We start from the raw sequence: 23956 nt of genomic DNA on the forward strand, positions 1-23956 counted from the left end.
GTATCGCTAGGTCTCCAGGGCGTTGGCGACCTGTCCCAGCAGCCGCAGACGCGGTGCGTCCAGCTTGCGCACCGTGCGCAGCAGGCGGCGCACTTCAGGGCGCTCGCGGTACTCCGGCGGATCCTCCGCCAGCGTGGGCGCGCCTTCCACGCCCGCGCCCGCCATGCCCAGCAGCACGTCCGACGAGCAGTTGAGCACCAGGCACAGCTTGCGCAGGGTGCGGACGCTGGGAAGCATGTGGCCGCGTTCCAGGCGGCCATACACCTCGGTGGCGATGCCAACGCGCTCGGCCACGTCGGCCTGGGTCAGCTCCAGCCGTTGTCGCGCCGCGCGGACCGCGTTTCCAATGAGGGTTGCCAGTCGTTGTTCCATGGCGTGCGGAAAACCTGTCGAAAAGAGGGCTTCGTCCCCCCGCATCCAGGCGGAGAGGCACCGGGGAGAAGTGACGGCCGTTGGCTGCCTCGTGGAACACAGATTACGAGTGGGGTCTGACATTCCGGGGCTTCCGGGAGGGCCTGCTGGAGCGTCCGGAACCGAGCGCTTCAAACCCCCGTGATGCATGTGTCGCGAGCGGCGCCCGCAATCGCGCGGAAGCCGAAAATTCGGCCTGGGCGGCGTTGTCAATGGCGGCTCGGGGCGGACTGGAAAAAGCCCTGGTGTTTCCGTGGTTTACGAAGTGAGGACGTCTGACGTAGGGTGGGCGCCCCGGTAGGTACCGGGAATCCGGTGCAAACCCCCGGTGACTCGGATCCGCAGGCCGCGCCGCGTGCCTCGCGGGGAGGCTGTTGAGGTCGTGAGCGACGAGCGTCCGGACGCGCTGCTCAAGAGCGCACTCGAAAAGATCGTCTACTTCGAGGCGCGTGCCCAGCAGCTCCACAGCGAGCTGACTTCGACGCGCGAGGAGATGGAGCACCTCAAGCGCGAGGTGGCCCAGACGCATCAGCGTGAGCTGGGGCTGCGCCGCGAGGTGGCGGAGCTGGAGGTCCGCGTGGGCCGCCTCCAGGCCGAGCGCGAGGAGCTCAACCGGCTCAACCAGGTGATGCGCGCCGAGCGCAACCAGATGATGGACAAGCTCCTGGACGTGGGCCGCATCCGCGCCTCGTCCCAGGACCGCGACGACGAGGACGACGACCTGGGGCTGGACCTGGCGTCGTTCATCTCCCAGCTCCGCAGCGAGGTGATTCTGCGCGGGGAGGGCGGCCCGGTGGCGCGCGGGCTGGTGGTCCCCACGCGGGGCTCCGCCGTGCCGCTGCGTGAGACGCAGGCCAGCGTCGCGCTGACGCAGGCGCCGGTGAGCGAGCCGCCCGTGGCCTCCGCTCCCGAGGCCGACAGCCTGTCGCCGGTGGCGCGCGAGGCGCAGCGCTTCCTGCAGGCGGGCCGGCTGAGCGTGAGCGCGGCGCAGCACGCGGAGCTGTCCTCGCACGCGGGCTACGGTGGGACGTCGGACGAGACGCTGTTCGGGTTCTCCATCCGGGAGCTGTCCGCGCAGGACAGCGCGGCGCGGGTGCGCGCCGCCGAGCGGCTGAAGGCGTTGTCCCAGCCGGCCGCCGCGCCCGCGCTGGCGTCGGCGCTGCACGCGGAGACGGACCCGACGGCGCAGGTGGCGCTGCTCCAGGCCTTCGCGTCGCTGTGCCAGGAGGAGGGCGCGTCGGTGGTGTCGCCGCTGCTCGCGTCGCCGGTGCCGGAGGTGCGCATCGCGGCGCTCAAGGCGCTGCTGACGCTGGCGCCGAAGGACGCGGCGCCGCACCTGGCGCAGGCGATGAAGGACTCGGACCGCTCGGTGCGCAGGCGCGCGTCACTCCTGGCGCTGGGCCTGGAAGGGGAGACGGCGCGGCGGCTGGGCGAAGAGGCCATCCACGACGCGGATCCAGAGGCGCGCGCGCTGGCCGCGCTGGCGCTCGGGGCCGGCAGTGGGGAGAACGCGCGCACGCTGCTGCTGGGCGCGCTGGGTGACCGGGAGCCGCGCGTGCGCAAGGCGGCCGCGCAGAGCCTGTCCCGCATCCTGGGGCAGGACGTGTCGGCCGTGGTGGCGTTGGATGACACGCACCGGCGCCGGGAGATTCGCCGGCTGGCGACGCTGCCCGTGAAGCCCGTTCGGGCGCGGCTGGAGCAGCCTCGGCCGGTGGTGGCCGTGGTGCAGGCGGTCGCGCCGGAGGTGGCCGTCGCCGCGGTGGCCCAGGACGTGGTTCAGGCGCAGGTCGCGCAGCCCGCGTATGCGGTCGCGGCCGTGGGCGCAGCGAATCGGCAGGCCGTCACGGTGGGGCTCTCGCAGGGGGCTGGCGCTGCGCCGGAGCATTCGGCGGGAGTTCGGGGTGATGCCTCCGCTGCTTCGGTGAGCAGGGCGCCCGTGGGTGTGGGGGCCGTGTCTGGTGCCCCGGCGCCCGTGGCGCGCGCCGCCGCGGGGGCTCCCGACGCTGGCATGCAGCATCAGGCGAGGAGCGTTCCTGGAGCGCCGGTGCAGCGCCCGTCCGCGCCGGCTCCGCAGGCCGCCACGGCAGTGCAGCGCCCGTCCGCGCCGGCTCCGCAGGCCGCCACGCCCGCTCCGCAGTCCGCACCGACTGCGCAGCGTTCGCCCTCGGCAGCTCCACAGGCCACCTCGGCGCAACGTCCGCCTACGCCAGCTCCACAGGCCGGCACGGCCGAGCGTTCGCCAGCGCCAGCTCCACAGGCCGCCTCGGCACAACGTCCGCCTACGCCAGCTCCACAGGCCACCTCGGCGCAACGTCCGCCTACGCCAGCTCCGCAGGCCGCCTCTGCGCAACGTCCGCCTACGCCAGCTCCGCAGGCCGCCACGGCTCAGCGTTCGCCCGCGCCGGCTCCACAGGCCACCGCTACCGCGCCGCGTCCGCCAGCCTCGGCTCCTCAATCTCCGCCGGCCCCGCGCGCTCCCGCTGCCCCGGCCGCCCGCCTGTCCCCCGTCCAAGCCGCCCTGGTGGCCATGGGCGCGGTGCCCGGACAGGCCGCCCCCGCGCCGCGCGCCGCCGAGCCGGCCCGCCCGGCCGCCCCCGCGCGTTCCAGCGCGTCACCCGTGGAGACCCTCTGCACGCAGATGCTGGCCGAGGTCCGTGCCGCCGTCCGAGGCCGCTCGCTCGTCGAGCTGGCGGTCGCGCTCTCGGCGCCCTCGGAGCTCGCCCAGGAGGCGCTCACCCTGTTGTCCGCCAGGGGAGCAGTGATTCGAAGGGGGCACAAATACTTCGCCGCTTGAGGCAAGGTAGCCGTCCCGCACGTCTTTCGAAGGGTCGTCCATGGAAGCGCCGACGTACAGCTCCAAGCAGGTCGCCGAGATGCTCGGCGTGTCCCCGAAGCAGATTCCGGAGGAATCGCGGAAGGACGCCTACACGCCGGACGACATCTGGGAGCTGCGCGCCACGCTGGACCGTTTCCCGGCGCGCCTGGGCCACCGGCGTCAGCTCTTCCTGAACTTCAAGGGCGGCACCGGCAAGACGTCGCTGTCCACCTCCTACGCCTGGCGCCTGGCGGAGCTGGGCTACGCGGTGCTCCTCATCGACCTGGACAGCCAGGGCCACGCCACCAAGTGCCTGGGCTACGAAGGCGAGGACTTCGAGAAGACGCTCCTGGACGTGCTGGTCCGCAAGACGCCCCTGGCCAAGGTCATCCAGAAGTCCTCCCTGCCCAACCTGGACTTCGTCCCCTCCAACCTGACCATGTCCACGGTGGACCTCGCGCTGATGCCCATGGCCGGCCGCGAGTTCAAGCTGCGCAACGCCCTCAAGGACGTGGAGGCCCAGTACGACGTCGTCGTCTTCGACGCGCCGCCGTCCTTCGGCCTGCTCAACCTCAACGCGCTGATGGCGGCGAATGACTTGTTCGTCCCCGTGCTCGCGGACTTCCTGTCCTTCCACGGCCTCAAGCTGCTGTTCGAAACGGTGCAGAGCCTGGAGGAGGACCTGAACCACGTGCTCGACCACGTCTTCATCGTGGTCAACTCCTTCAACGCCACCTTCAAGCTGGCGAAGGAGGCGCTGGAGGCGCTCCAGACGCACTATCCGGAGTTCCTGCTGCCCACCATCATCCGGCAGTGCACCAAGTTCGCGCAGGCCTCCAGCGAGGGTCGGCCGGTGTTCGTCGCGGACCCCTCGTCGAAGGGGGCCAACGACATCCAGGCCATGATTGACAACATCCTGCCCCGGCTGGTGGCCGCGGCAGCCGCCGCCCAGACGAAGGGCACCCAGCAGGCCGGCTGAGAACCATGAAGAAAGCCTTTGAACAGAACGTGTCCCGCGCCAAGCCGCGCCTCCGCCTGGGCGCGCTGACGGGCCTCGTCGACCCCGTCGAGCCCGCGCCTCCCGAGCCCGAGGCCGAAGCGGCCCCCGAGCCCGTCGCCGAGGCCCCCGACCTCTCCGCCGAGGTGCGCGCCCGCGTCGAGCGCGCCCGCGCCCCGCGCCCCAGCGCCGCCCAGGCCATGGACGCCGCCCTGCGCGAGCCGGAGCCCGAGCAGGACCCCGTCGCCTACGCGGAGCCGGAGCAGGACCCCGCCGCCTACGCCGCGCCCGAGCCGGAAGCGGCGCCCGTCTACGAGGAGCCCCCGCCTGAGCCGGAGGCCGTGGCCGACGTGCCCGTCACCTACGGCGCGCCGCCGCCGGAGCCCGAGGCGCTGCTCGACGACGCGCCGTCCGCCGAACCCGTCACCTTCGCCGCGCCGCCCCCGGCGCTGCACTTCGACGCCGTCAGTCCTCCTCCGGAGGCGCACCCCATGACGCAGGCCTCGGCTCCCGTCTCCATGTCGCATGTCACCGCCACCGTCGCGGAGCCGGTGGCCCGTGTCGAGGCGCCGCCCACCGAGGTGGAGGTGCAGCGGCCGGCCCCGCCGCGCGAGGACTCGCACGACGCCGCGGGCCGCCGTGAGCGGCTGAAGGCCCGGCTCAAGGCGGTGCGGGAGAACCCGCGTCCGGAGCCGCTGCCCGCCACCGTGGCGGAGGCGGGCCAGCGCGCGGTGGAGCGCATCACCATCCTCCAGGCGGAGCTGGTGAAGGTGAAGGCGCTCAACCTCTCCCTCACGCACGACCTGGAAGTGGCGCGCCGTCAGGCGGAGAAGGCCACGGAAGAGGCCCGCCTGCGCATGGACGAGGCGCGCCGCCTGTCCTCGGAGATGGAGGGCCGGGTGAAGCTGCTGGCCGACCTGGAGCGCGAGCTGGCCGCGCTGGAGGGCGAGCGCGACGAGGCGCTGCTGTCGCTCCAGGAGACGCGGCAGGCGCTGCATGCCGCGGCCCGGGAGCGCGAGGGCCTGGAGGACGAGGTCGCCCGCGGCAAGCAGTCCCTGGTGGACAGCCTGGCCGAGGAGGAGCGGCTCGCCGGTGAGCTGGAGACCGCGAAGGACGAGTCCTCCTCGCTGCGCCGCGCCGTGGAGACGCTCCAGGGTGAGCGCGACGTGCTGGCCCAGCAGGTGGCCTCGCTCACCGCCGAGCGCGCCGAGCTGCTGGAGGCGCGCAAGGCCCTGGAGTCGGTGCACCGGGCCCTGAGCCAGGCCACGGTGCGCTGACCCCGGCTGTCTACTTCCCGTCCTTCGCCACGCCGCGCGCGCTGCTCCCACCGCGCACGGCGGCGAAGGCGGGGCTGAGCGGCGGCGAGCGGAGCCCTTCGGTGGCCAGTCCACGGAAGGCCCCGTCCGGCTGCTTCAGCGCCTGGACGTGGGCCAGGATGTTGTCCCGGCGCTCGTCCTTGCCCGGGTGGTTGGCGAAGGCGCCACCCCCGTCCGTCGTCTTGGCCAGCAGGGCCAGGTAGTCATCCGGCGTGTAGCCGGCGGACAGCATCAGCTCGACGGCGACGCGGTCCGCCTCCAGCTCCTGCTCCTTGGCGTTGCCCTTGTCGATGAGCTCGATGGTCTTCTCGCTCAGGTAGCCCAGCAGCCCCGAGTCCTTGTCCAGGTCCAGCGAGCCGTCGCCGTCACGGCCAGCGGAGAGCAGCCTCACCGCGGAGGGAGGGAGGGCGGACTCGCCCAGGGTGACGAGCGTGCACGTCTTCACCTTCGCCTCGCCGTACTGGCGGATGGCGTGCTTGAGCGTGACGTGGGCGATTTCGTGGGCCAGCACGCCAGCAAGCTCGCCTTCGTTCTCCAGCCCCTGGAGCAGCTTCCGGGTGACGAAGACGTAGCCGCCGGGCGCGGACATCGCGTTGAACTGGGAGGTGTCCCGCAGCACGCCAAAGGTCCACTCGAGCGTGGGCCGCGCGGACTGCGCCGCCAGGTTCTTCCCCACGACGTTGACGTAGCGGTGGAGCGCGTCATCGGGGCCGCTCAGCAGCAGTCCGTCCCCCCGGCGCACGAAGTTGATGGCCAGCGCTCCGCCCAGTGCGTATTCCTCCTGGACGCCGGGGTCGGCGTGCATCTTCTCGCACCGCTGAGCTTCCACGGAGAAGGTGTTCACCTTGTCCAGGGCCTGGGTGAGCGTGGCCGTGTTGAGGCCCTTGCAGGACGTCGTCACCGCGCTCAGCCCCACCAGGGCGAGCACCTTCCAACCCGTGCGCATCATCGCTTGCCGCTCCGCTTGTTCGTTCCGGCCTTCGCCACCGTGTCGTTGGCGCCCACCACGGGGAAGAGCCCCGCCGCCGTCACGTGGGCGGCGATGTCCGCCGTGGACACGGACTTCGCCAGCGCCTCCAGCGCCTTGATGTCGTCCACGGCCTCGCCGTGGTCCCCGCCCTTGTCCTTGCCGTACTGCTCCGCGCCGGGGCTGAGCGCCTTCACCGCGGCGCCGCTGGCCACGAACTTCTTCGGGTCCACCTGCTGGGTGCCGCCGCTGCCCGTCACCAGCTCCATGTTGGGCGGCGTGGTGGACAGGTTCGTCTGGAACACGAAGCCCTTCTTCCCGGTGGACGTCGTCACCTTGTGCCACTGCTTGTGCTTCGCGTCCGCGCCGCCCCACGTAATCCGCTCCCCGGGCTGGAGCACCGCCACGGCGTTGGCCGAGCCGGACGGGCTCGCCAGCACGCGCGTGTTCTTCGCCTTCACGTACAGCGGCTCGCCGACCTTCACGGCCGCCGCCGCCGTTGGAAGCGCCAGCGTCAGCACGGCGGTGGCCCACGCCACCCGCGTCTTCATCTCCATGTCTCCCCGACTCCTTTCCGCACCGCTCATTTGTCCAGGTTCGCCACGCCGTCGAAGCCCGGCGGCGGCGCCTTCGCATACCGTTGGCAGCGCTCCAGCAGCGCCTGCGTGGGGCCGTCCTCCGGGTCCTCTACGCGGCGCGCGTCCAGCACCGCCGCTGCTTCCTCGAACCGCGCCGCGCGGTAGAGCGCCAGCGCCGCGTGGTACCGCTCCACCGTCTCCCGCTTGCGCGCCTCCAGCCCGCCCTTGAGCGCGAGCAGCTCGTACACCGTGACGGCCTCCGTCTTGCCCGCCACGCGCACCCGGTCCAGCTCCCGCACCTCGATGTGCTCGCGGGCCAGCTCGTAGGTGCGCGGGCCAATCATGATGACGGAGCCGTAGGCCTTGTTCGCGCCCTCCAGCCGCGCGGCCAGGTTCATCCCGTCACCGATGGCGGTGTAGCTGAAGAGCTGCTCGCTGCCGAAGTTGCCCACGAAGTTCACCGCCGTGTTGACGCCGATGCGCGTGTACATGTCCGGCAGGCCCTGGGCGCGGAACTCCTCGCGCAGCCGGTCCACCGCCGCCTTCGCCGCCAGCGCGCCCCTGCAGCCGCGCAGCGCGTGGTCCGCCTGCCGCATCGGCGCGCCGAAGAGGCACACCACGGCGTCGCCGATGTACTTGTCCAGGCACCCGCCCTCCTTCAGCAGCGCCGCGCTCACCCGCGTCAGGTACGTGTTGAGCAGGCGCACCAGCTTGCGCGGGTCGTCCTTGAAGCGCTCACTGAAGCTGGAGAAGCCGCGGATGTCGCTGAAGAAGGCGGTGATTTCGACGTTCTCCCCGTCCAGCCGGGGCAGCTCCCGCTGGGCAATCATCTGCTCCACCAGCTTGGGCTCCATGAAGCGGCTGAAGGCCTGCCGGATGAACGCCGCCTCCTCGTTGGCCACCAGGTGGTTGAAGGCCACCGCGCTGACGCTGGCCAGCACGCCCGCCAGCGCGGGCAGGGCGGTGAGGACGTAGGTGTTCGTCAGCCCGAGGATGGGGCCCGTCACCCAGCTCATGCCCGCGTAGAGCCCCAGCGGCCACGCGATCTCCAGCGGCGTCCAGCGCGTGGTCATCAGCAGCACCGCCGACGCGAAGGCCACGCCGAAGACGAGCGCCAGGCTCGCCCACAGCGGCGCGCGGGTGATGAAGCGGCCACTGCCCAGCAGCGTGTCCAGCACCGCCGCCTGCTTCACCACGCCGGGCTCGTGGGACGAGAAGGACGTGGCCTTGACGTCGTTGAGCCCCACCGCGTTGCCGCCGATGACCACCACCTTGCCGCGGAACACGTCCGGCGGCAGGCCCGTGGGCTGTCCCTGGCTGCGCTTCACCCACGCGTCGAGCACGGAGATGAGCGGGACGCTGGTGAAGCGGTCATGCAACTGCCCGCCGAAGTCGATGCCCGCGCTGCCATCCGCGTCCACGGCGTAGGCGCGCGAGCCCAGGCGCAGCGTGCGCCCGGAGAGCTCGATGGCGCTGGCGCCCAGCAGGCCCGCGGCCACGCGCACCGGCAGCGTCGCGAAGGCGTTGGCGCCATCCGAATAGACGAAGCGGGTGCGGCGCATGAAGCCGTCGGCGTCCGCCTCCGGCTCCACCAACCCGAAGCCGTCCACCGCGTCCACCAGCACGGGGATGGGCTGCACCGGGTGGCTGGGGAGCCGCTCGCCCGAGGACGTCTCGTAGTCCAGCGCGGGAAGCGCCCTGCCGTCCGTGCGCACCGGGAACGCCAGGGCCCGGGCGACCTGTTCGGGCGTGACGCTGGGGAGGACCCCCTCCGAGGCCTCCTCCATGAACGTCTCCGAGCCGGCCTCCTCCGGAAACGTCTCCTCCGCCGTCGATGGGCGCGGCGCGTCCAGGACGTCGGCGGCCGGGGCCTCCGTGGGCGGCGGCGCGCTGAAGTCCGCGGGGGGCAGCCGCGGCGCGTTCGCATGGGTGGACACGCCGAGGAAGAAGGGCGTCGCCGTGGCCTGGAGCACCTGCGCGAAGGCCAGGTCCATGGACTCGTCGGTGCCGCGCTCGTCCATGACCGCGTCGAGCACGATGGCCCGGGCGCCCTCCGCCTCCAATTGCTCCACCACCCGCGCCCACAGGTTCCGGCTGTAGGGCCAGTTCCCGAAGTTGAGGGCGTACTGCGCGTTGGCGCGGATGTCCTTCAGGCTGAGCTGGTCGATGGCCACCAGCACCACCTGCGATGACACCTCGGGCCGCTGGGTGAAGCGGGTGACGACGGTGTCGTAGGTGGAGCGCTCGGCCTCCTCCAGGAACCCGCCCAGCCTCACGTCAAGTTGGTGCCATGCGGCGGCCAGCGTGGTGGTCAGCACCGCCACACCGAGCATCTGCCGCCAGTGGTTCCGCCACCGCGAACGGACCGTCTTCAAGCGCTCGCCTGCCACGTCCCCCTCTTGCGAAGCGTGCGGGTGTGAACACTACCTCAGCAACGCAGGGGAATGCAGTCACCTCTCATGTCGCGGGGGGACGGACGTGTTTTCACGGATAAAGCCGATACATCCAGGAATGCCGTGGGCAGGCGGGCAGGCGGGCCGCTGGCGCCCCCGACGTCGTCCTTCCGAAACTCCGTGGGCGGTTTGCCACGCGCTGGCGCCATCCGGACCTTTGCCATCGGTTCGGCACGGATTTTCGCAATCCCATCAAGGAGTCAGACGTGGCCCTGGATATCCTCCAAGAAAAAGGCGTCCCGCTCGACAAACAGGTCTACACCTGGAAGGACCTGGTCCAGCGCCCCTTCAGCAAGCTGGATGACGACGCATTCACGCGGGTGTGCGTCATCTACATGAACGGCATCATGGCGGACGCGCTGCGGACGAAGCACGCCTTCGCGCGCATGAACCGCGAGCTGCGGGAGCCCTTGGCGGTGATTCGCCGGCTGGAGCAGTACGAACAGACGCTCATCAACTGGCTGACCCCCGCGGACCAGTCGCCGCTGGAGACCACCCTGGGCTTCGAGCAGGTGGCCATCGAGGTGACGGCCAGCGTGGCCCTCCGCGAGCCGGACCCCTATCTGGCCCAGACGTACCGGTTCGGCCTCCTGGAGGACTTCGACCACCTGTACCGCTACTCCGCGCTCTATGACCGCATCGAGGGCAAGGACCCCAACAACATCACCCAGTCGTACACGGACATCATCCCCGGGCGGCCCACGTCCGTGGAGCACCGCCACCCGCTGGATGACCTGCGCCGCCCCTATGACAAGGCCACGGCGCACCCGCTGACGAAGCTCCACGCGATGAGCATCACCGCGGCGGAGAACCAGACGCACGACTACTACATGACGGTCGGCCCCTTCTTCAGCGACCCGGTGGCCCGCCAGCTCTACGCGGAGATTGCCTCCATCGAGGAGCAGCACACCTCCATGTATGAGTCACTGCTCGACCCGGGCGAGTCCATGCTGGAGAAGTGGCTGATGCACGAGGCCTGCGAGGTCTACAACTTCTACTCGTGCGTCGCCTTCGAGAAGAACCCGCGCATCAAGGCCCTCTGGCAGCGCATGCTGGACTACGAGCTGGGCCAGCTCCACTACGTGAAGGAAATCTTCCAGCGCGTGGAGAAGCGTGACGCGGCGGAGGTGCTCCCCAGCTCGCTGCCGGAGCCCATCGGCTTCAAGGAACACCGCGACTTCGTTCGCAAGACGCTGAACCAGGAGGAGGACATGGCCTCCAACGGGCAGGACTACGTGCGCATGGCGGAGCTGCCGCGCGACCACCGCTCGTTCGTGTGGCGCGACCAGCTCAACTCCGATGGCTCACCGTCCGAGACGGTGGCCGCTGGCTACAAATGGATTCCGGGCACGGAGCTCGCCGCGCGCACGCCGCGCATGGGCTCCACGTTCGAGGGAAAGAAGGTTCACTGACATGAAGACGACCACCAGCGACATGGGGCGCAACCGGACGGGCGTGGCCACCTCGCCCGTCGACAGCGCGGACATCACCCAGGAGGCGGAGAAGCACCAGCCCAGCCACCTGGGAGACGGCTCGCTCCTCCTCAAGGTCCGGCAACTCTACGCGAAGGAGTCCGAGGGCCTGGGCAGCGTGCCGCCGCCGGCCAGCCTCAAGGGCGTGGCGAAGACGGCCGTGGACGCGCTCAAGGGCGCCAAGTCCACCGTCTTCATCGACAAGCTGGGGGAGCGGCTCGCCTTCGAGCGCAGCGGCACCCGCCTCTATGAAGGCGCGCTCGCCAAGTACGACGTCTACGGCGGCTGGGACGGCGGGCCCACGCGCGAGGGCCTGGAGAAAATCTACAACGACGAGCTGTCCCACTTCCTCATGCTCACCGAGGCCCTGAAGTCCCTGGGCGCCGACCCCACGGCGATGACGCCCAGCGCGGACGTCACCGCGGTGGTGTCCCAGGGTCTGCCGCTGCTCATCTCGGACCCACGCTCCAACCTGCGCCAGTCGCTGGAGGCGCTGCTGGTGGCGGAGCTGACGGACAACGCCTGCTGGGAGATGCTCCTCGACCTGGCGCGCGACCTGGGACACGACGCGCTGGCGGAGCGCTTCCAGCTCGCGCTGGATTCGGAGGTCCAGCACCTCCAGTGGGTGCGGGGCTGGCTGGCCGCGGGCGTCACCGCGGAGGCGCGCAGGGAGCCCACCGGCGCGGAGCGCGCGGGCGCCCAGCCCCCGGCGTAGCGCTCAGAACGACGAGCCCGGCTCCTGGAGGAAGGCGGACTCCTCCGGAGTCGTGGACCGGCCCAGCGTCACGTTGCGATGCGGGAAGCGCCCGAAGCGCTGGATGACGTCCCGGTGCTGCCGGGCGTAGTCGAGCGCCTCGCGGCTGTCCGCGTGGTACAGCGCCAGCACCTCGAAGAGGGCCACCGACAGCCGCTGGTCGTTGACGGACTCGCTGTGCTCGAAGGGCAGGTACATGAACTGCCGCCACAGCGGCGGCAGGGCCATGTCCAGGCCCCGCGCCAGCGCGTGCCGGGCCACCTCGCGCGCCCGCGCGTCCGAGGCGAACGCCTGGGGCGTGCCGCGGAAGAGGTTGCGCGGGAGCTGGTCCAGCAGCAGGAGCAGGGCCACGCAGCTCCGGGGCTCGTCCTTCCATGCGTCCAGCTCGCCCGCCGCGGCGCGCTCCACCGCGGGCAGGAAGCGGCGCCGGCACTCATCGTCGAAGGCCTCATCCCGTAGGAACCACCGCTCGCGTGGCTGGTTGAACCAGAAGCCCAGGACTTCCTCTGCGCTCGCCATGAGAGGCTCCTTCGTCAACGAGGGAAAGCCACCTTGTACACCGGCGCCAGGCGGGGTGGCGGCCCCGGGCGCCCGGTACCACCTTCCACCCGACACTGGCGGGCGCTCCGCCAGCCAAGGGAGGACGCGGATGGACTGGACGGTGGAACCGACGACACGGACGATGCCGGGCCCGGTGCGGCGCACGGCCCTCAACCCCACGCTGCGCAAGGAGTCCGTGGTGGCGCTGGGCGTCTTCGGCGCCCTGACGTTTGGCGCGGCGGCGCTGGGCGCGCGCGTCAGCTCCGCGGACTCGCGCTGGTACCGGCGCCTGCGCAAGCCCGCGTTCCAGCCGCCAGCGAAGGTGTTCGGCCCCGTGTGGACGGTGCTGTACGGCCTCATCGCCCTCTCCGGCTGGCGCGTGTGGACGGCGCCCGCGGGCGCGGCCCGCTCCCAGGCGCTGGCCTGGTGGGGCATCCAGATGGGGTGCAACGCGGCCTGGTCCTGGCTCTTCTTCGGCAGGCACCAGCCTCGCCGCGCGCTGGTGGACAACCTGGCGCTGCTGGGCAGCGTGACGGCGTACGTCGCCGCCACCAAGGACGTGGACCGCCCCGCGGCCTGGATGGTGGCGCCGTACCTGGGGTGGGTGGGCTTCGCGAACGTGCTCAACGCCGAAATCGTCCGCCTCAACCCCTGAGCCTGGCGCCCGCCCTAGTTGCGCAGCTTCGACGGCTTGGGCGGGTTCATCGCCAGCACGGTGGCGAAGTAGCGCGCCTGGCTCTCCGTGGTGCAGCGCACCTCCTGGATGCGTCCGCCCACCTTCACGCGGACGAGCCAGCCTTCGTTGTCACGAGTCCAAGCAGCCGTATCGGTCGTCATGGTCACCCTCCTTTGAAGTGCATCCTCCGCCGTTCGGTAGAGCAGCCGCCATGCCAGCGCCGGAAGCGTGCGAATCCAGGCGCTTCACCCGGCCTGCTGGCCCATGGAAGGCACCCGCCCCTGTCATTTTTTCGGGAGGGCGGGTGGCGGAGTTTCAGTGGATGAGCTGTTCGGGCTCCTGCGCGAGCGGCTGCGCGGGCGCGCCCGCCATCAGCGGCAGGGCGACGTGGAAGGTGGAGCCGTGGCCCGGTTCGCTCTCCACCCAGATGCGGCCGCCGTGACGCTCGACGATGTCCCGGCTGATGTAGAGCCCCAGCCCGAGCCCGCCGAACGAGCGCGCGGAGACGTTGCGCGCCCGGAAGTAGCGGTCGAAGAGCAGCCTCTGCTGGTCCGGGGGGATGCCGATGCCTTCGTCGGAGACGGACAGGAGCGCCAGGCCGCCACGCTGGCGGAGGCTCACGCGCACGGTGCCCCCATGCGGGCTGTACTTGAACGCGTTCTCCACCAGGTTGGAGAGCACCTGCTCCATCCGGAAGGGGTCCACGTTCACCTGCACCGGTTGCTCGGGCGCGTCGAAGTGCACGGTGTGGTCGCCGCGCTCGGACTCCAGGCTGTGCAGGACCTGCTTCACCAGCCCTTCCAGCCGCGTGGGCTCCGGCCGCAGGGCCAGCCGCCCCGCCTCGATGCGTGAGGCATCCAACAAGTCGTTGATGAGGCTGGTGATGCGCAGCAGGTGCAGGCGCGCCTGCCGCAGGGTGGACGGCTCCACGTGCTCGCCGCGCGCCAGCCGGCGCTCCAGCGTGGCCAGCCGGAGGCTCAACGGCGTGAGGGGCGTCTTCAGCTCGTGCGAGGCGATGGACAGGAAGTCATCGCGCACGCGGACGGCCTCCTGGGCCTCGCGGTACAGGCGCTCGCGCTCGCTCTCCGCGCGGCGGCGCTCGGTGATGTCCTCGACGATGCCAATGCCCCCCTCCACCTGGCCGACCGCGTTGAAGCAGGGCGCGAAGCGCACGTGGACCGGTGTCTTCTTGCCGGAGGTGATGGCGCGGTATTCCCCTTCGTAGTCGCAGGTGTGGCCCGCCAGCGTCTCCCGGACGCAGTGGAGGATGCTCTCGTCCCGGAGCGACAGCAGGTTGAGGCCCACCAGCAGGCGCTTGGGCGAGCCGATGATTCGCACGAACAGCTCGTTGCACGCGATGACGATGGCGCTCCGGTCGAAGTAGAGGATGCCCAGCGGCGCGTTCTCCACGACGGTGCGGAAGAGCGCGTCACCGGCCACGCTCTCCGCTTCACGTCCGGGCAGCGCGCGCTCCACCGGCTCGGGCAGGACGTCCAGCACCTCGTGCAGGCGGCGGAAGTTGAGGACGATGCGCTCGTCGAGCCCCTGCCCGGAGCCGCCCACCGTCAGCTCCACCAGGATTTCAGCGCCGTCCCTGCGGCGCGCCAGCACCCGGGTCGCCCGGCCCCCCAGCGCGGCCCGGCGGGAGAGCAGGTGGCGCAGCAGGCTCTGCCCTTCATGGTCGTGCACCCGCTGGGGAAAGAGCCGGGACGCGGGCTGGCCGATGAGCTCCTCGCGCTTCCACCCCAGCAGGCGCTCCGCGGCGGCGTTGAGGAAGCAGATGCGCTCCCTGGCGTCGCAGCCCACCAAGGGGTCCACGGCGGCGTCCAGCCATGCGCTGAGCTCGTCTGTGCCTGCGTCCATGGGCTCCTCGGAAAGCCGCTGGCCGTCATTGCCAGCGTCCCGGGACGTGGGCGTTCGAAACCGCCTCGACGCGATATGCGGAGGGCGTGTCCCTTTCCATACAAGTAGGCATTGGCGGCACAGCCCGCTCCTCCCGCGCCAGTGGGCGCCGGGTGGATGCCAGGTTCGACGGGCGGGCGAGCGGGCAGGCCCTTGTCTAGCGCCGTGGGGCCTTGCGGGGCCGCCCTCCGGCCTTGCGGGCACCCGGCTTCACGCGCGCCGGCGCCTTCTTCTTCGCGGCCTTCGTGCCGCCTCGTGGGGGCCGAGGTGGCTCCGGCGGCTTCAGCGCCAGCCCTTCCAGCCGTTCGCGCAGCGCTCGTGTCTCTTCCTTGAGGCGGTCCATCTCCTCACGCAGCGAGGCCACCTCGCGGGCCTGCGGCTCACCCTCGCGCAGGAAGCGCACCGTCTCACGGGCGGCGCGCCGGGCGACGGCGTCCAGCAGCGGTGTCTGCTCCAGCGCGGGCACCAGCCGCGCGTCTCCCAGCGCGCGCGCCGCCTCGAAGACGCCCATGCGCACGCGGAAGAGCGGGTCGCGGAGCAGCTCGCCGAGCAGGTCCACGGCCTCGCGTTTGCGCCCCGCGACCTCCGCCAGCTTCGCCACCGCGAGCGTGGCGGCGCGGCGCAGCGGCGCCGAGTGGCCGTATTCGGTGCGCGCCAGCACCGCGGTGAAGGCGGCGGGGTCCTGGGACTCGGCCAGCCCGTCCACCGCGCCCACGGCGATGACGTCCTGGTACGAGGCGCGGGTGCTCGCGGCTTCCAGGACGGCCAGCGCGTCGGGCGCGCGCACCCGGCCGTAGCTGCGGGCGGCCTCCGCCTCTACGAAGTAGCTGGCGTCACCGCCGTTCACCAGGGCGCGCAGGCGCGATGTCACCTCCGCGTCGCGGCGGAACTCTCCCAGCGCGGCCACCACGGCGCGGCGCACGCGGGGATGCTCGGTGGACAGCGCGGCCAGCAGGCGCGCGCGAGCCTCCGCCGTCCGGATGCGGCCCAGGGACTTCGCGCACGCGGCGCGGGTGCCCCAGAACAGGCGCGTGTCCGCGAGGGCCTCACCCAACGCGTCCACGGAGCGAGGGCCGCCTTCACGTCCCAGCGCCACCGCGGCCTCGGTGCGCGCGCGCATCTCCGGCGCGGCGCGCAGCTCCTCCCGCCAGAGGCCGGCGGACTTGTCCACCGCCAGCGTGCCGAGCACTCCGCGACGAGGGTCCACGCGCACCTGCGAGGGCGCGCTGGAGCAGGGCAGGTGGAACGCGTGCTCCGCGTCCGTCACCTCCAGCCGGTGGACGGTGTCCCGGCCGTCCACGGTGAGCGCCACGTCCAGCGGCAGGCGGAAGAGGGGCACGCCGTCCGCGGTGGACTGCGTCTGGCGCACCTGGACGCGCAGCCGGGCCTCCTCGGCGTCGTAGCGGACCTCCACCTTCAGCTCGGGGTGACCGGGAGCGAAGACGTACTGGTCGAAGAAGGCGTCCAGGTTGTGGCCGGTGGCCTCCTCGAAGGCGCGGGCCAGGTCCACCGTCTCCACGGAGCCGTGGCGGTGGCGCGCGACGTAGTGGCGCAGGCCCTTGAAGAACAGGTCGTCCCCCAGGCGGCGGCGCAGCTCGTGGAGGACCAGGCCGCCCTTCTCGTAGAGGTGCCGGTCGAAGACGTCCATGGGCGCGTGGAAGCGCCGCGCGACGATGGGGCGGGCGTAGCGCTCGCGCGCCTCGGCCAGGTAGGCGTCCAGGTCCACCAGCCGGTGCTGGTCGGCCTCGTCCTGCCCGTCCGCGCGCTCCTTCCAGAGCAGCTCGAACCAGGTGGCGAAGCCCTCGTTGAGCCAGCCGTGGGGCCAGTCGCGGCAGGTGAGCAGGTCGCCGAACCACTGGTGGGCCAGCTCGTGGGAAACCAGCGGCTCCGCGTTGTAGTCCGGCTGGGCGCGCGCGTCGTGGAGGACGGTGTCGGTGAGGCTGGTGGCGGAGGTGTTCTCCATTCCGCCCAGGATGAAGTCGGTGACGAAAATCTGCGCGTAGCCGCTCCAGGGGTAGGGCTCGCCCGTGACCTCCTGGAAGACGCGCACCATCTCCGGCGTGCGGCGCACGCAGCGCAGCGCGTCCTCCTTCCGGCCCCTGGGGAAGAGGTAGCGCAGGGGCACGGTGCCGGCGGTGTCGGTGGCCTCCTCGAACTCCCCCACCACGAGCGTGACGAGGTACGGCGCGTGGGGCTGCGCCATCCGGTAGTGCTGGGTGCGGCGCCCGCCGCGGACGTGGTCGCTCTCCAGCGTGCCGTTGGAGAGGGACGTCATCGCCTCGGGGAAGGTGGCGATGACCTCCGTCGTCGCCTTCTGGGCCGGCGTGTCCAGGCAGGGGAACCAGGCGCGCGCGTCGATGTCCTGGCCCTGCGTCCAGGCCTGGCGGGGGCGGTGGGGATGGGCGGCGTCGGGGCCCCAGAAGTAGAGGCCCCGGCGGGGCTGGGCCGTATAGCGGATGGCCACCTCGCACGCGCCCCCGGCGGCCAGCGGCGTGGGCAGCTCCACGCGGACGTGCGCGCCGGAGTTGGAGAAGCGCGCGGCGCGGCCGTCCACGTGGACGTCGGACACGTCCAGGTCCACCGCGTCGAAGGTGACGGTGTGGACGGGCCGGACGGCCCAGACGCGGGTGGTGCACAGGCCGGTGATGCGGTGGGCGTCGAAGTCGAGGTCCACCTCGATGCGGACGTGCTCGGCGCGGACGGGGCGCTCGGCGGCGTAGTGCTCGGTGGCGCCAGGGAGGGAGAAGGGGCGGGGGCCGGAGGGGATGGGCTCGGAGGCGTGACGGTGGCAGCAGCGCATGGGCGCCCAAGACTCTTCCGCAAGCCCGAGCCACCGTCGAGGAGGAGTGCACCGGGGGGCTGGTGAGCGTCGTGTATCGACGAAGTCCTGAAGATGACGTCAGGGTCGCGGTCCGCCCCACTGGGGCGTTCACGACATGCACCTGTTCCCACGCGGGGCGGCGTTGACCGGGTAGGCTCTGACCACCGTGCAGTGGGTCCTCTTCTTCTCCGACAGACAGGTGCGTGAGCAGCTCTTCGCCCGGGTGGATTCAACGCGGGGCTTGTTGCTGGTGACGGGCGTCCGGCATGGCGCGGCCATGCGTCCTCCCGAGGCGCGCGAGCCCTTCGCCACGCTGGAGCGGCTGCACGGTGAGGTGTTGTCGCAGGTGCTGGTGGCGGATGAAGGCACAACGGATGGGATGTGGAGGGACCCGCTGGGGGATTTGGGGGACCGGCTCCATCCCGGCAGCCGGGATGACGCCTACGCGGCGGCCACGGGCTACCTGCTGCTGCGGGACGGCCGCCCTGTCGCGGTGGTGCGCAAGCAGGGGACGCCCTTCGAGGACCTCTGGTTCCTGCAAGAGGCCCTGAGCAAGCTCACGCCGCGGGTGCCACCACCGGACCCGGCCCAGCGGCCCGGGCGCCGCCGCGCGGAGCCGGCGCCCCGTTCTCCGCCGAGGCCCGCCAGCGGTGGCGCGAACGCCCGCGCCACGGGAACGCGGGAGCGGACGGGCTGGGACGACGAGGCCACGCCGCCCCGGGGCACGCGGGTGCCGCCGCCCGAGCCGCCGAGGAAGGACCCGTGGACGGTGCTGGGCATCGCGCCCGGGACGCCGCTGGACGAGGCGCGCCGGGCCTTCCGGGCGCTGGTGGCGCAGTACCACCCGGACAAGGTGGCGCACCTGGCGCCGGAGTTCCACGCGCTCGCCGAGCTGCGCACGCGGGAGATCCTGGACGCGTGGGGAGAGGTGGAGCGGGCGCTGTCCGGAGGGACGTGAGCCCGGCTCGCTACGACAGCAGCGAGGTCGGCGCTGGCGTGATGAGCGTCCTGCCGCTGTCCAGGGCGAAGCGGGCGATGATGGGCATGTGGTCGGACAGGCCATGGAAGCGGCTGCGGAGGTCTCCGAAGGGTGACGTCTCCTGCGTGTCGAGCCAGCGCACGCCGGCGCCGGAGAACACGTGGTCCAGGTGCATCCGCATGTGCATGAAGCCGGCGGTGGGAAAGCCGCGCGCCACGTTCGGGTCAATCTGGCCCACGGCGGCCTGGGCGCAGGTGAGCCGGCCGTCGGTGGTGAGGTAGCGGTACACGGGCGAGGCGGGCGGCGAGTTGAAGTCTCCGCACACGATGTAGGGCTCGTCGCCGGTGAGGCCGTGCATGAACTCGGTCAGCTTGCGCGCTTCGTGGAGCTGGTTGACGCCGCAGCCCATCTTGTCGCGCGTGGCCCAGAACTCGCGGGCGAAGGGCGTGGGCAGGCTGAGGTGGGTGTTGAAGATGTGGAAGGGGTGCCCGTCCTCGCGCCGCAGCAGGCGCATGTGGGCGCAGATGCGGCTCTGCTTCCGGTCCTTGAGCCGCTGGACGTGGTGGTGGGTGATGGCCTGGGGCGCGGCCACGTTGTGCGTGGCCACCTCCAGCTTGCGTGTGTTCACCAGCACGGCCAGGCCGGTGGTGTACAGGGACACCTCGCCGAGCTTGTAGTGGTGGGCGCGGAAGTAGAAGGCCTCGTAGGGCATCTCCAGGCCCGCCATGCCGAACGTCTCCACCATGCGGCCCATGAAGGCGGTGAGCTGCGTCTCTCCCGGGCTCTTGGGCCGGTCGACGATGTTGCTGCGCAGCGAGGAGGTCTCCACCTCCTGCAGGCAGACGACGTCGGGCAGCGGCTCCAGCGACGCGAGGGCCGCGGCGACCCTCCGCTTGGGGCCCACGGTGCTCGCCAGGCCGCGGAGCATGTGGCCGAAGTAGCGGACATTGTAGGTGACGATTCGCAGCGGGGATGGGCTCATGGGCAGCGCGCTGGCCCCCTCCTTGGGCCTTGGGAGGAAACTACTAACCTGCAGGCGCTCCGGCTCAGCACGGCGTCAGCCGCCTGACACTCCGTGCGCCCGCCTGCCCGGTCGCTGTGAAGGCCAGGCAGCAAGAGAGGGCCTGCCCAGCCCAGGGATGTGGTCTCATCTCGGACCCAATCCGTCTCTCCGACACGAGGCAACACGCATGCGTGGAATGACATGGGGGCTGGTGGCCGCCGTGGTGGTGGCGCTCACCGGATGCGGCGAGGACGACACGTACGTCTACGACGTGACGCTGGACGCGGAGACGCTGGCCAACGTGCCCACGGAGTGCTCCGAATACGTCCAACCCGCCCAGGGCCCCGCGGTGGGCCTCGCGGCGCAGCAGCGCTGGATGATTCGCCGGGGCGACATGGACTCGATGTCCCTGGAGCTCCCCGACATCGACTTCGAGACGCCGAACAACGCCTACGTCATCAACGGCGACGGCGCGCCGGACGTGCTCACGGGCTCGGCGGGCGCGGACGGCGGCTACCATTTCCTCCACATCCAGACGCGCCTGGAGGAGGACCACGCGCTGTTCCCCCTGGGCAACGAGCACGCCTTCCGCATCTCCATCAACACCAAGGACCTGGATGACACCATCCAGGGCACCGTCTGGGTCCGCAACGAGCACGTCGAGCAGGACCCCATCACCGGCGCCTCGATTGCCTCCGGCTGCGCGTCCGCCCTCCGCTTCACGGGCCGCCGGGTGACGCGGTAGCGCGCTTCAGCCGCACCACCGTGTCCAGCAGGTGCTCCAGCGCCGCCTGGGGCTCGGCGCACAGCCCGGAGTGCACCGGCCCCGTCTGGATGATGGTGCTGCGCGGCGCCACCACCCAGTGCCAGCGCTCCTTCTGGGACAGCCGGCCAATGGGCCCCGAGCCCTTCCCGCCCTCGCACACGCGGCGGAAGCTCTCCAGGTGGCCGCGAATCATGTCCACGTCCGCCTCGGGCCACAGCGCCCTCAGCCGCGCCTCATCCGGCTCCACGCGCACGCCCAGGAAGCGCTGGGTGGCGCAGAAGAGCACGACGCCCGCGTTGATGAACTCCTCGCGCTCCACGCGCGGGACGACGCGGATGATGGCGTAATCAAACGAGCTGGGCGCGGGCACGGTCCGCCTCCTCGATGAACGCGGGCACCGCTTCCAGCCGGCGCAGCAGCCAGGTGGTGTAGGCGGCGCGGTGGGCCTCGGCGGTGGGGAAGGGGGACTCGGTGCTCGTGAGCCACGCCTCCGGAATGGCGCCCACGATGCGCTCCACCACCTCCTGGGTGACGCGCGCGCCAAGCTGCTGGCCGGCCTCCGTCAGCGCGGTGGCCCACGGCAGCAGCACGTGGTCCCTGATGGGCGCGAAGCGGCCCTGGCTGCGCGCCTCCCAGTCGTCCCAGGAATGGTGGAAGTACAGCGACGCCCCGTGGTCGATGAGCCACAGGTGCCGGTGCCAGGTCAGCATGTTGGGGTTGCGCGGCGTGCGGTCCACGTTGGTGATGTACGCGTCGAACGCGACGATGCCGGACGCCTCCGCCGCGGAGGGCGCGGGGTCCGCCACCGGGTCGAACGTCACCGACGCCGGGAGGTAGTCCAGCGCCAGGTTGAGGCCCGCGCTGGCCTTGAGCAGCTCGCGAATCTCGGAGTCCGGCTCGTTGCGCCCCAGCGCCGGGTCCAACTCCACCAGTACGAGCTCCGGCACCCGCAGTCCCAGCTCCCGGGCCAGCTCCCCGGCGATGAGCTCGGCGATGAGCGCCTTGGCGCCCTGGCCCGCGCCCCGGAACTTCACGACGTAGAGCCCCGCGTCGTCCGCCTCGATGATGGCCGGCAGCGAGCCGCCCTCCCTCAGTGGCGTCACGTAGCGCGTGGCGGTGACCGTCCTTGGCATTTCCGCTCTCCCATCCTCGCTCCTGGCGTCGTCCCTGGACGCCCGCCGGGCCGCGTCGCGGCATGTAGCATGGCGGCCGGGGTGGGGAGGCGCTGACGCCGCTAATGGCCGGGCGCTGGAAACTTTGTCCGACACAATGCGACAATCAATTATCGGCGTTTTTTTCTGCCCCCCACGGAGCACCCCCACCATGGAAATCTCTCGCAAGCCGAAGTCGCCCGTGTCGCAGTCCACCCGCCCCAGCGACACGGCCAGGCCGGCCGCCGCGGCCAGGCCCGTGGAGAAGGCGCCGGCCCAGACGGCGAAGGACGGCTTCGAGTCGGGGGGCGCGCGGGGCTCCAACTTCGTGGACCGCCCGAAGGGCAACTTCGTGGACCGCCCCACGGGCCTGCCGCCGGGCACCCCGTCCGCGCTGCCGGCCACGGCCTTCACCTTCGGCTCCGGCCACGTCGCCGTCCGGCCCTTCGCGGACAGCGCGGCCCGGGCCCCGGTCACGCTGAAGGCGTCCGCCACGCCCAACGCGAAGGTGAACGACCTCCAGACGACCACGTCCACCGTGTCCTTCGACCAGGACGTGAAGCTGGACTCGCTGAAGCTGAACCTGGACCTGGCGCACACCTACAAGGGTGACCTGGTCGTCAAGCTGACCAGCCCCTCCGGCAAGACGGAGACCCTCCACAACCGCACGGGCGGCAGCGCGGACAACATCCAGGGTAGCTTCGACCTGGCCGCCTTCAAGGGCGAGTCCACCAAGGGCACCTGGACGCTCTCCGTCGAGGACAAGGCCCGCCGCGACACCGGCACCCTGAAGAGCTGGAGCCTGGACGCCGCGGGCCATGCGACGGGCCCGGGCCCCATCGAGGAGCCGCAGAAGCCGCTCTCCGGCCCGCCGGTCATCGCCGTGTTCGACGGCGGCGTGGACTTCAAGCACTCCGACCTGGATGACGCGATGTGGGTCAACCCGAACGAGGTCGCGGGTGACGGCGTCGACAACGACGGCAACGGCGTCAAGGACGACATCTACGGCTACAACGTCGGCTACAACAGCGGCGACGTGATGCGCGGCAGCGGCACGGACCACGGCACGCACGTGGCCGGCATCATCGCCGCCGAGGACAACGGCGAGGGCAACACCGGCGTCGCCGCGGGCAAGGCGAAGATCATGAGCCTGGGCGGCCTGTACAACGGCGCGGACCTGCTCACCAACTTCGAGCGCGGCGTCGACTACATGGTGAAGATGAAGACCGAGCACGGCGTGAACATCCGCGCCGTCAACGCCAGCTTCGGCAACGAGTACCGCAACCCGGCGGACGTGAAGCGCTGGACGGACGCGGTGCAGAAGCTGGCCGACGCGGACATCCTCCTCGTCGCGGCCACGGCGAACGGCAACGGCAGCAACCTGAACGACGTGCCGGACATGCCCGCCAACATCGACCTGCCCAACGTCATCACCGTGGCGTCCATGGACAAGAACAACGACAAGCTCGCGAGGTTCTCCTCCCACGGAGACAAGGTCGTGGAACTGGCCGCGGTGGGTGAGGACGTGCTGAGCACCGTCCCGGGCGGCCGCTGGGAGGAGATGAGCGGCACCTCCATGGCCACCCCGACGGTGGCGGGCGCCGCGGCGCTGATGTTCGCCGAGAACCCCAACCTGACGGCCGCCCAGGTGCGCGACCTGCTGGTGCAGACGGTGGAGGTGGACTCCGACCTCAAGGGCAAGGTCAGCACCAGCGGCAAGCTGGACATCGAGGCCGCCGTCGCCGCCGCCAAGGCCACGCTCGACGACGACACCACGGTCGCCGGGCGCTGAGCCGGACCTGAGCGGACGCAGCGAGCAGCTCCCGGTGCCCAGGCGCCGGGAGCTTTTTCGTGTCCGATTTGGTTGCGCACAATTTAATTGCGCCCTACTTATCTCCCATGTCGCTGGATGACCCGCTCAGCCTGGACCGGCAGCTCTGCTTCCCGCTCTACGCGGCGGCCCGGGCCATGACGCAGGCGTATGCGCCGCTGCTGTCGAAGCTGGGCCTGACGTACCCGCAGTACCTGGTGCTCCTGGTGCTGTGGGAGACGGACGGTGAGACGGTGAAGGGGATGGGGGAGCGGCTGTACCTGGACTCGGGGACGCTCACGCCGCTGCTCAAGCGGATGGAGTCCCAGGGGCTGGTGCGGCGGGAGCGGAGCGCGGAGGACGCGCGCTCGGTGCGCATCCACCTGACGTCCGGAGGACGGGCCCTGCGCCGCAAGGCCGCGTCCATTCCCGAGGCGATGGCCTGCAAGCTGGGGCTGACGCTGGAGGAGGCGACCCGCCTGCGCCGCGACGTCATGCGGCTTTTCGAAGTGCTTTCGCGGTCCCACGTTGATTCCTCGAAGTAA

At 71.3% G+C, this 23956-nt stretch carries 21 protein-coding genes; 10 read left to right on the forward strand and 11 right to left on the reverse strand.

Translation table 11 applies throughout. From position 1 onward, the window contains the following. Positions 1-6: 6 nt before the first annotated feature. Positions 7-372, reverse strand: a complete 366-nt coding sequence (locus MYMAC_RS03250; protein ID WP_013936220.1) for a helix-turn-helix transcriptional regulator — start codon at positions 370-372, stop codon at positions 7-9. 421 nt (positions 373-793) lie between these two features. On the opposite strand from MYMAC_RS03250, the gene MYMAC_RS03255 reads away from it, so the two are divergent. Genes MYMAC_RS03255 through MYMAC_RS03265 form a run of 3 tightly spaced genes read left to right on the forward strand, consistent with a single transcriptional unit; the run spans position 794 to position 5500 of the window. After that, a complete protein-coding gene (locus MYMAC_RS03255) occupies positions 794-3205 on the forward strand; it encodes a HEAT repeat domain-containing protein (protein WP_095956998.1) in 2412 nt (803 codons plus the stop codon). Positions 3206-3245: 40 nt separating this feature from the next. Continuing rightward, positions 3246-4205 carry a ParA family protein gene (locus tag MYMAC_RS03260; RefSeq protein ID WP_095956999.1) on the forward strand — a complete coding sequence of 320 codons (960 nt, stop codon included), beginning with the start codon at positions 3246-3248 and terminating at the stop codon, positions 4203-4205. Positions 4206-4210: 5 nt separating this feature from the next. Continuing rightward, entirely contained in the window at positions 4211-5500 is a 1290-nt protein-coding gene (locus MYMAC_RS03265; protein ID WP_095957000.1) for a coiled-coil domain-containing protein, read from the forward strand. A 10-nt stretch (positions 5501-5510) separates the two neighbouring features. Here MYMAC_RS03265 and MYMAC_RS03270 read toward each other — a convergent pair whose 3' ends face one another. From MYMAC_RS03270 to MYMAC_RS03280, 3 genes are read right to left on the reverse strand one after another with little or no spacing between them, the layout of a single operon-like run. After that, the gene (locus MYMAC_RS03270) at positions 5511-6488 is read right to left on the reverse strand and encodes a M48 family metalloprotease (RefSeq protein ID WP_095957001.1); all 978 of its coding nucleotides are present in this window, start codon (positions 6486-6488) and stop codon (positions 5511-5513) included. Then, positions 6485-7063, reverse strand: coding sequence for an SH3 domain-containing protein (locus MYMAC_RS03275; protein ID WP_239989318.1), 579 nt, complete (start codon positions 7061-7063; stop codon positions 6485-6487). The genes MYMAC_RS03270 and MYMAC_RS03275 overlap by 4 nt, the downstream gene beginning before the upstream one ends. 26 nt (positions 7064-7089) lie before the next feature. Continuing rightward, positions 7090-9474: a CHASE2 domain-containing protein gene (locus tag MYMAC_RS03280; RefSeq protein WP_095957003.1), complete on the reverse strand. Its 2385-nt coding sequence runs from the start codon at positions 9472-9474 to the stop codon at positions 7090-7092. Between the two features lie 269 nt (positions 9475-9743). Here MYMAC_RS03280 and MYMAC_RS03285 point away from each other — a divergent pair, with 269 nt between their 5' ends. Together MYMAC_RS03285 and MYMAC_RS03290 are read left to right on the forward strand one after the other, a co-directional pair. Next, entirely contained in the window at positions 9744-10949 is a 1206-nt protein-coding gene (locus MYMAC_RS03285) for a hypothetical protein (RefSeq protein WP_013936213.1), read from the forward strand. Between the two features lies 1 nt (position 10950). Continuing rightward, positions 10951-11724, forward strand: coding sequence for a ferritin-like domain-containing protein (locus MYMAC_RS03290; RefSeq protein WP_095957004.1), 774 nt, complete (start codon positions 10951-10953; stop codon positions 11722-11724). 3 nt (positions 11725-11727) lie between these two features. Here MYMAC_RS03290 and MYMAC_RS03295 read toward each other — a convergent pair whose 3' ends face one another. Further along, positions 11728-12282 (reverse strand): DUF924 family protein, encoded by a 555-nt coding sequence (locus tag MYMAC_RS03295; RefSeq protein WP_095957005.1) that lies wholly within the window; start codon positions 12280-12282, stop codon positions 11728-11730. A 130-nt stretch (positions 12283-12412) separates the two neighbouring features. Between MYMAC_RS03295 and MYMAC_RS03300 the strand changes: the two genes are divergently transcribed. After that, a complete protein-coding gene (locus MYMAC_RS03300) occupies positions 12413-12958 on the forward strand; it encodes a TspO/MBR family protein (RefSeq protein ID WP_239989319.1) in 546 nt (181 codons plus the stop codon). Positions 12959-12972: 14 nt separating this feature from the next. Here MYMAC_RS03300 and MYMAC_RS37135 read toward each other — a convergent pair whose 3' ends face one another. The 3 genes from MYMAC_RS37135 to MYMAC_RS03310 all read right to left on the reverse strand — a co-directional run bounded on the left by MYMAC_RS37135 (position 12973) and on the right by MYMAC_RS03310 (position 17681). Beyond that, a complete protein-coding gene (locus tag MYMAC_RS37135; protein ID WP_013936209.1) occupies positions 12973-13140 on the reverse strand; it encodes a hypothetical protein in 168 nt (55 codons plus the stop codon). Between the two features lie 154 nt (positions 13141-13294). Continuing rightward, positions 13295-14842 (reverse strand): sensor histidine kinase, encoded by a 1548-nt coding sequence (locus tag MYMAC_RS03305; RefSeq protein ID WP_095957007.1) that lies wholly within the window; start codon positions 14840-14842, stop codon positions 13295-13297. Positions 14843-15038: 196 nt separating this feature from the next. Further along, entirely contained in the window at positions 15039-17681 is a 2643-nt protein-coding gene (locus MYMAC_RS03310) for a M1 family aminopeptidase (protein ID WP_095957008.1), read from the reverse strand. A 187-nt stretch (positions 17682-17868) separates the two neighbouring features. Between MYMAC_RS03310 and MYMAC_RS03315 the strand changes: the two genes are divergently transcribed. Continuing rightward, on the forward strand, positions 17869-18660 hold the full coding sequence (locus MYMAC_RS03315; protein WP_095957009.1) for a J domain-containing protein: 792 nt from the start codon (positions 17869-17871) through the stop codon (positions 18658-18660). 10 nt (positions 18661-18670) lie between these two features. Here MYMAC_RS03315 and MYMAC_RS03320 read toward each other — a convergent pair whose 3' ends face one another. Beyond that, positions 18671-19663: an endonuclease/exonuclease/phosphatase family protein gene (locus tag MYMAC_RS03320; RefSeq protein WP_095957010.1), complete on the reverse strand. Its 993-nt coding sequence runs from the start codon at positions 19661-19663 to the stop codon at positions 18671-18673. Between the two features lie 208 nt (positions 19664-19871). Between MYMAC_RS03320 and MYMAC_RS03325 the strand changes: the two genes are divergently transcribed. Further along, complete coding sequence (locus MYMAC_RS03325) at positions 19872-20429, forward strand: hypothetical protein (protein ID WP_095957011.1); 558 nt, start codon at positions 19872-19874, stop codon at positions 20427-20429. Here the strand turns inward: MYMAC_RS03325 and MYMAC_RS03330 are convergent. Beyond that, positions 20404-20820: a DUF3037 domain-containing protein gene (locus MYMAC_RS03330; protein WP_013936201.1), complete on the reverse strand. Its 417-nt coding sequence runs from the start codon at positions 20818-20820 to the stop codon at positions 20404-20406. The genes MYMAC_RS03325 and MYMAC_RS03330 overlap by 26 nt on opposite strands. Continuing rightward, positions 20798-21583 (reverse strand): HipA family kinase, encoded by a 786-nt coding sequence (locus tag MYMAC_RS03335; protein ID WP_095957012.1) that lies wholly within the window; start codon positions 21581-21583, stop codon positions 20798-20800. The genes MYMAC_RS03330 and MYMAC_RS03335 overlap by 23 nt, the downstream gene beginning before the upstream one ends. A gap of 190 nt (positions 21584-21773) precedes the next feature. Between MYMAC_RS03335 and MYMAC_RS03340 the strand changes: the two genes are divergently transcribed. Both MYMAC_RS03340 and MYMAC_RS03345 read left to right on the forward strand, forming a co-directional pair. After that, positions 21774-23393, forward strand: a complete 1620-nt coding sequence (locus MYMAC_RS03340; RefSeq protein WP_095957013.1) for a S8 family serine peptidase — start codon at positions 21774-21776, stop codon at positions 23391-23393. A gap of 107 nt (positions 23394-23500) precedes the next feature. Next, positions 23501-23956 (forward strand): MarR family winged helix-turn-helix transcriptional regulator, encoded by a 456-nt coding sequence (locus MYMAC_RS03345; protein WP_204817351.1) that lies wholly within the window; start codon positions 23501-23503, stop codon positions 23954-23956.

Origin of the sequence: Corallococcus macrosporus DSM 14697 (genome assembly GCF_002305895.1) — a bacterium.
Lineage (GTDB): Bacteria > Myxococcota > Myxococcia > Myxococcales > Myxococcaceae > Myxococcus > Myxococcus macrosporus.

Bases quoted from the DNA above. Each gene is read 5' to 3' on its own strand.
- MYMAC_RS03250 (WP_013936220.1), bottom strand. From the start codon at position 372: ATGGAACAACGACTGGCAACCCTCATTGGAAACGCGGTCCGCGCGGCG.
- MYMAC_RS03260 (WP_095956999.1), top strand. From the start codon at position 3,246: ATGGAAGCGCCGACGTACAGCTCCAAGCAGGTCGCCGAGATGCTCGGC.
- MYMAC_RS03265 (WP_095957000.1), top strand. From the start codon at position 4,211: ATGAAGAAAGCCTTTGAACAGAACGTGTCCCGCGCCAAGCCGCGCCTC.
- MYMAC_RS03270 (WP_095957001.1), bottom strand. From the start codon at position 6,488: ATGATGCGCACGGGTTGGAAGGTGCTCGCCCTGGTGGGGCTGAGCGCG.
- MYMAC_RS03275 (WP_239989318.1), bottom strand. From the start codon at position 7,063: ATGGAGATGAAGACGCGGGTGGCGTGGGCCACCGCCGTGCTGACGCTG.
- MYMAC_RS03290 (WP_095957004.1), top strand. From the start codon at position 10,951: ATGAAGACGACCACCAGCGACATGGGGCGCAACCGGACGGGCGTGGCC.
- MYMAC_RS03295 (WP_095957005.1), bottom strand. From the start codon at position 12,282: ATGGCGAGCGCAGAGGAAGTCCTGGGCTTCTGGTTCAACCAGCCACGC.
- MYMAC_RS03300 (WP_239989319.1), top strand. From the start codon at position 12,413: ATGGACTGGACGGTGGAACCGACGACACGGACGATGCCGGGCCCGGTG.
- MYMAC_RS37135 (WP_013936209.1), bottom strand. From the start codon at position 13,140: ATGACGACCGATACGGCTGCTTGGACTCGTGACAACGAAGGCTGGCTC.
- MYMAC_RS03305 (WP_095957007.1), bottom strand. From the start codon at position 14,842: ATGGACGCAGGCACAGACGAGCTCAGCGCATGGCTGGACGCCGCCGTG.
- MYMAC_RS03310 (WP_095957008.1), bottom strand. From the start codon at position 17,681: ATGCGCTGCTGCCACCGTCACGCCTCCGAGCCCATCCCCTCCGGCCCC.
- MYMAC_RS03320 (WP_095957010.1), bottom strand. From the start codon at position 19,663: ATGAGCCCATCCCCGCTGCGAATCGTCACCTACAATGTCCGCTACTTC.
- MYMAC_RS03325 (WP_095957011.1), top strand. From the start codon at position 19,872: ATGCGTGGAATGACATGGGGGCTGGTGGCCGCCGTGGTGGTGGCGCTC.
- MYMAC_RS03335 (WP_095957012.1), bottom strand. From the start codon at position 21,583: ATGCCAAGGACGGTCACCGCCACGCGCTACGTGACGCCACTGAGGGAG.
- MYMAC_RS03340 (WP_095957013.1), top strand. From the start codon at position 21,774: ATGGAAATCTCTCGCAAGCCGAAGTCGCCCGTGTCGCAGTCCACCCGC.
- MYMAC_RS03345 (WP_204817351.1), top strand. From the start codon at position 23,501: ATGTCGCTGGATGACCCGCTCAGCCTGGACCGGCAGCTCTGCTTCCCG.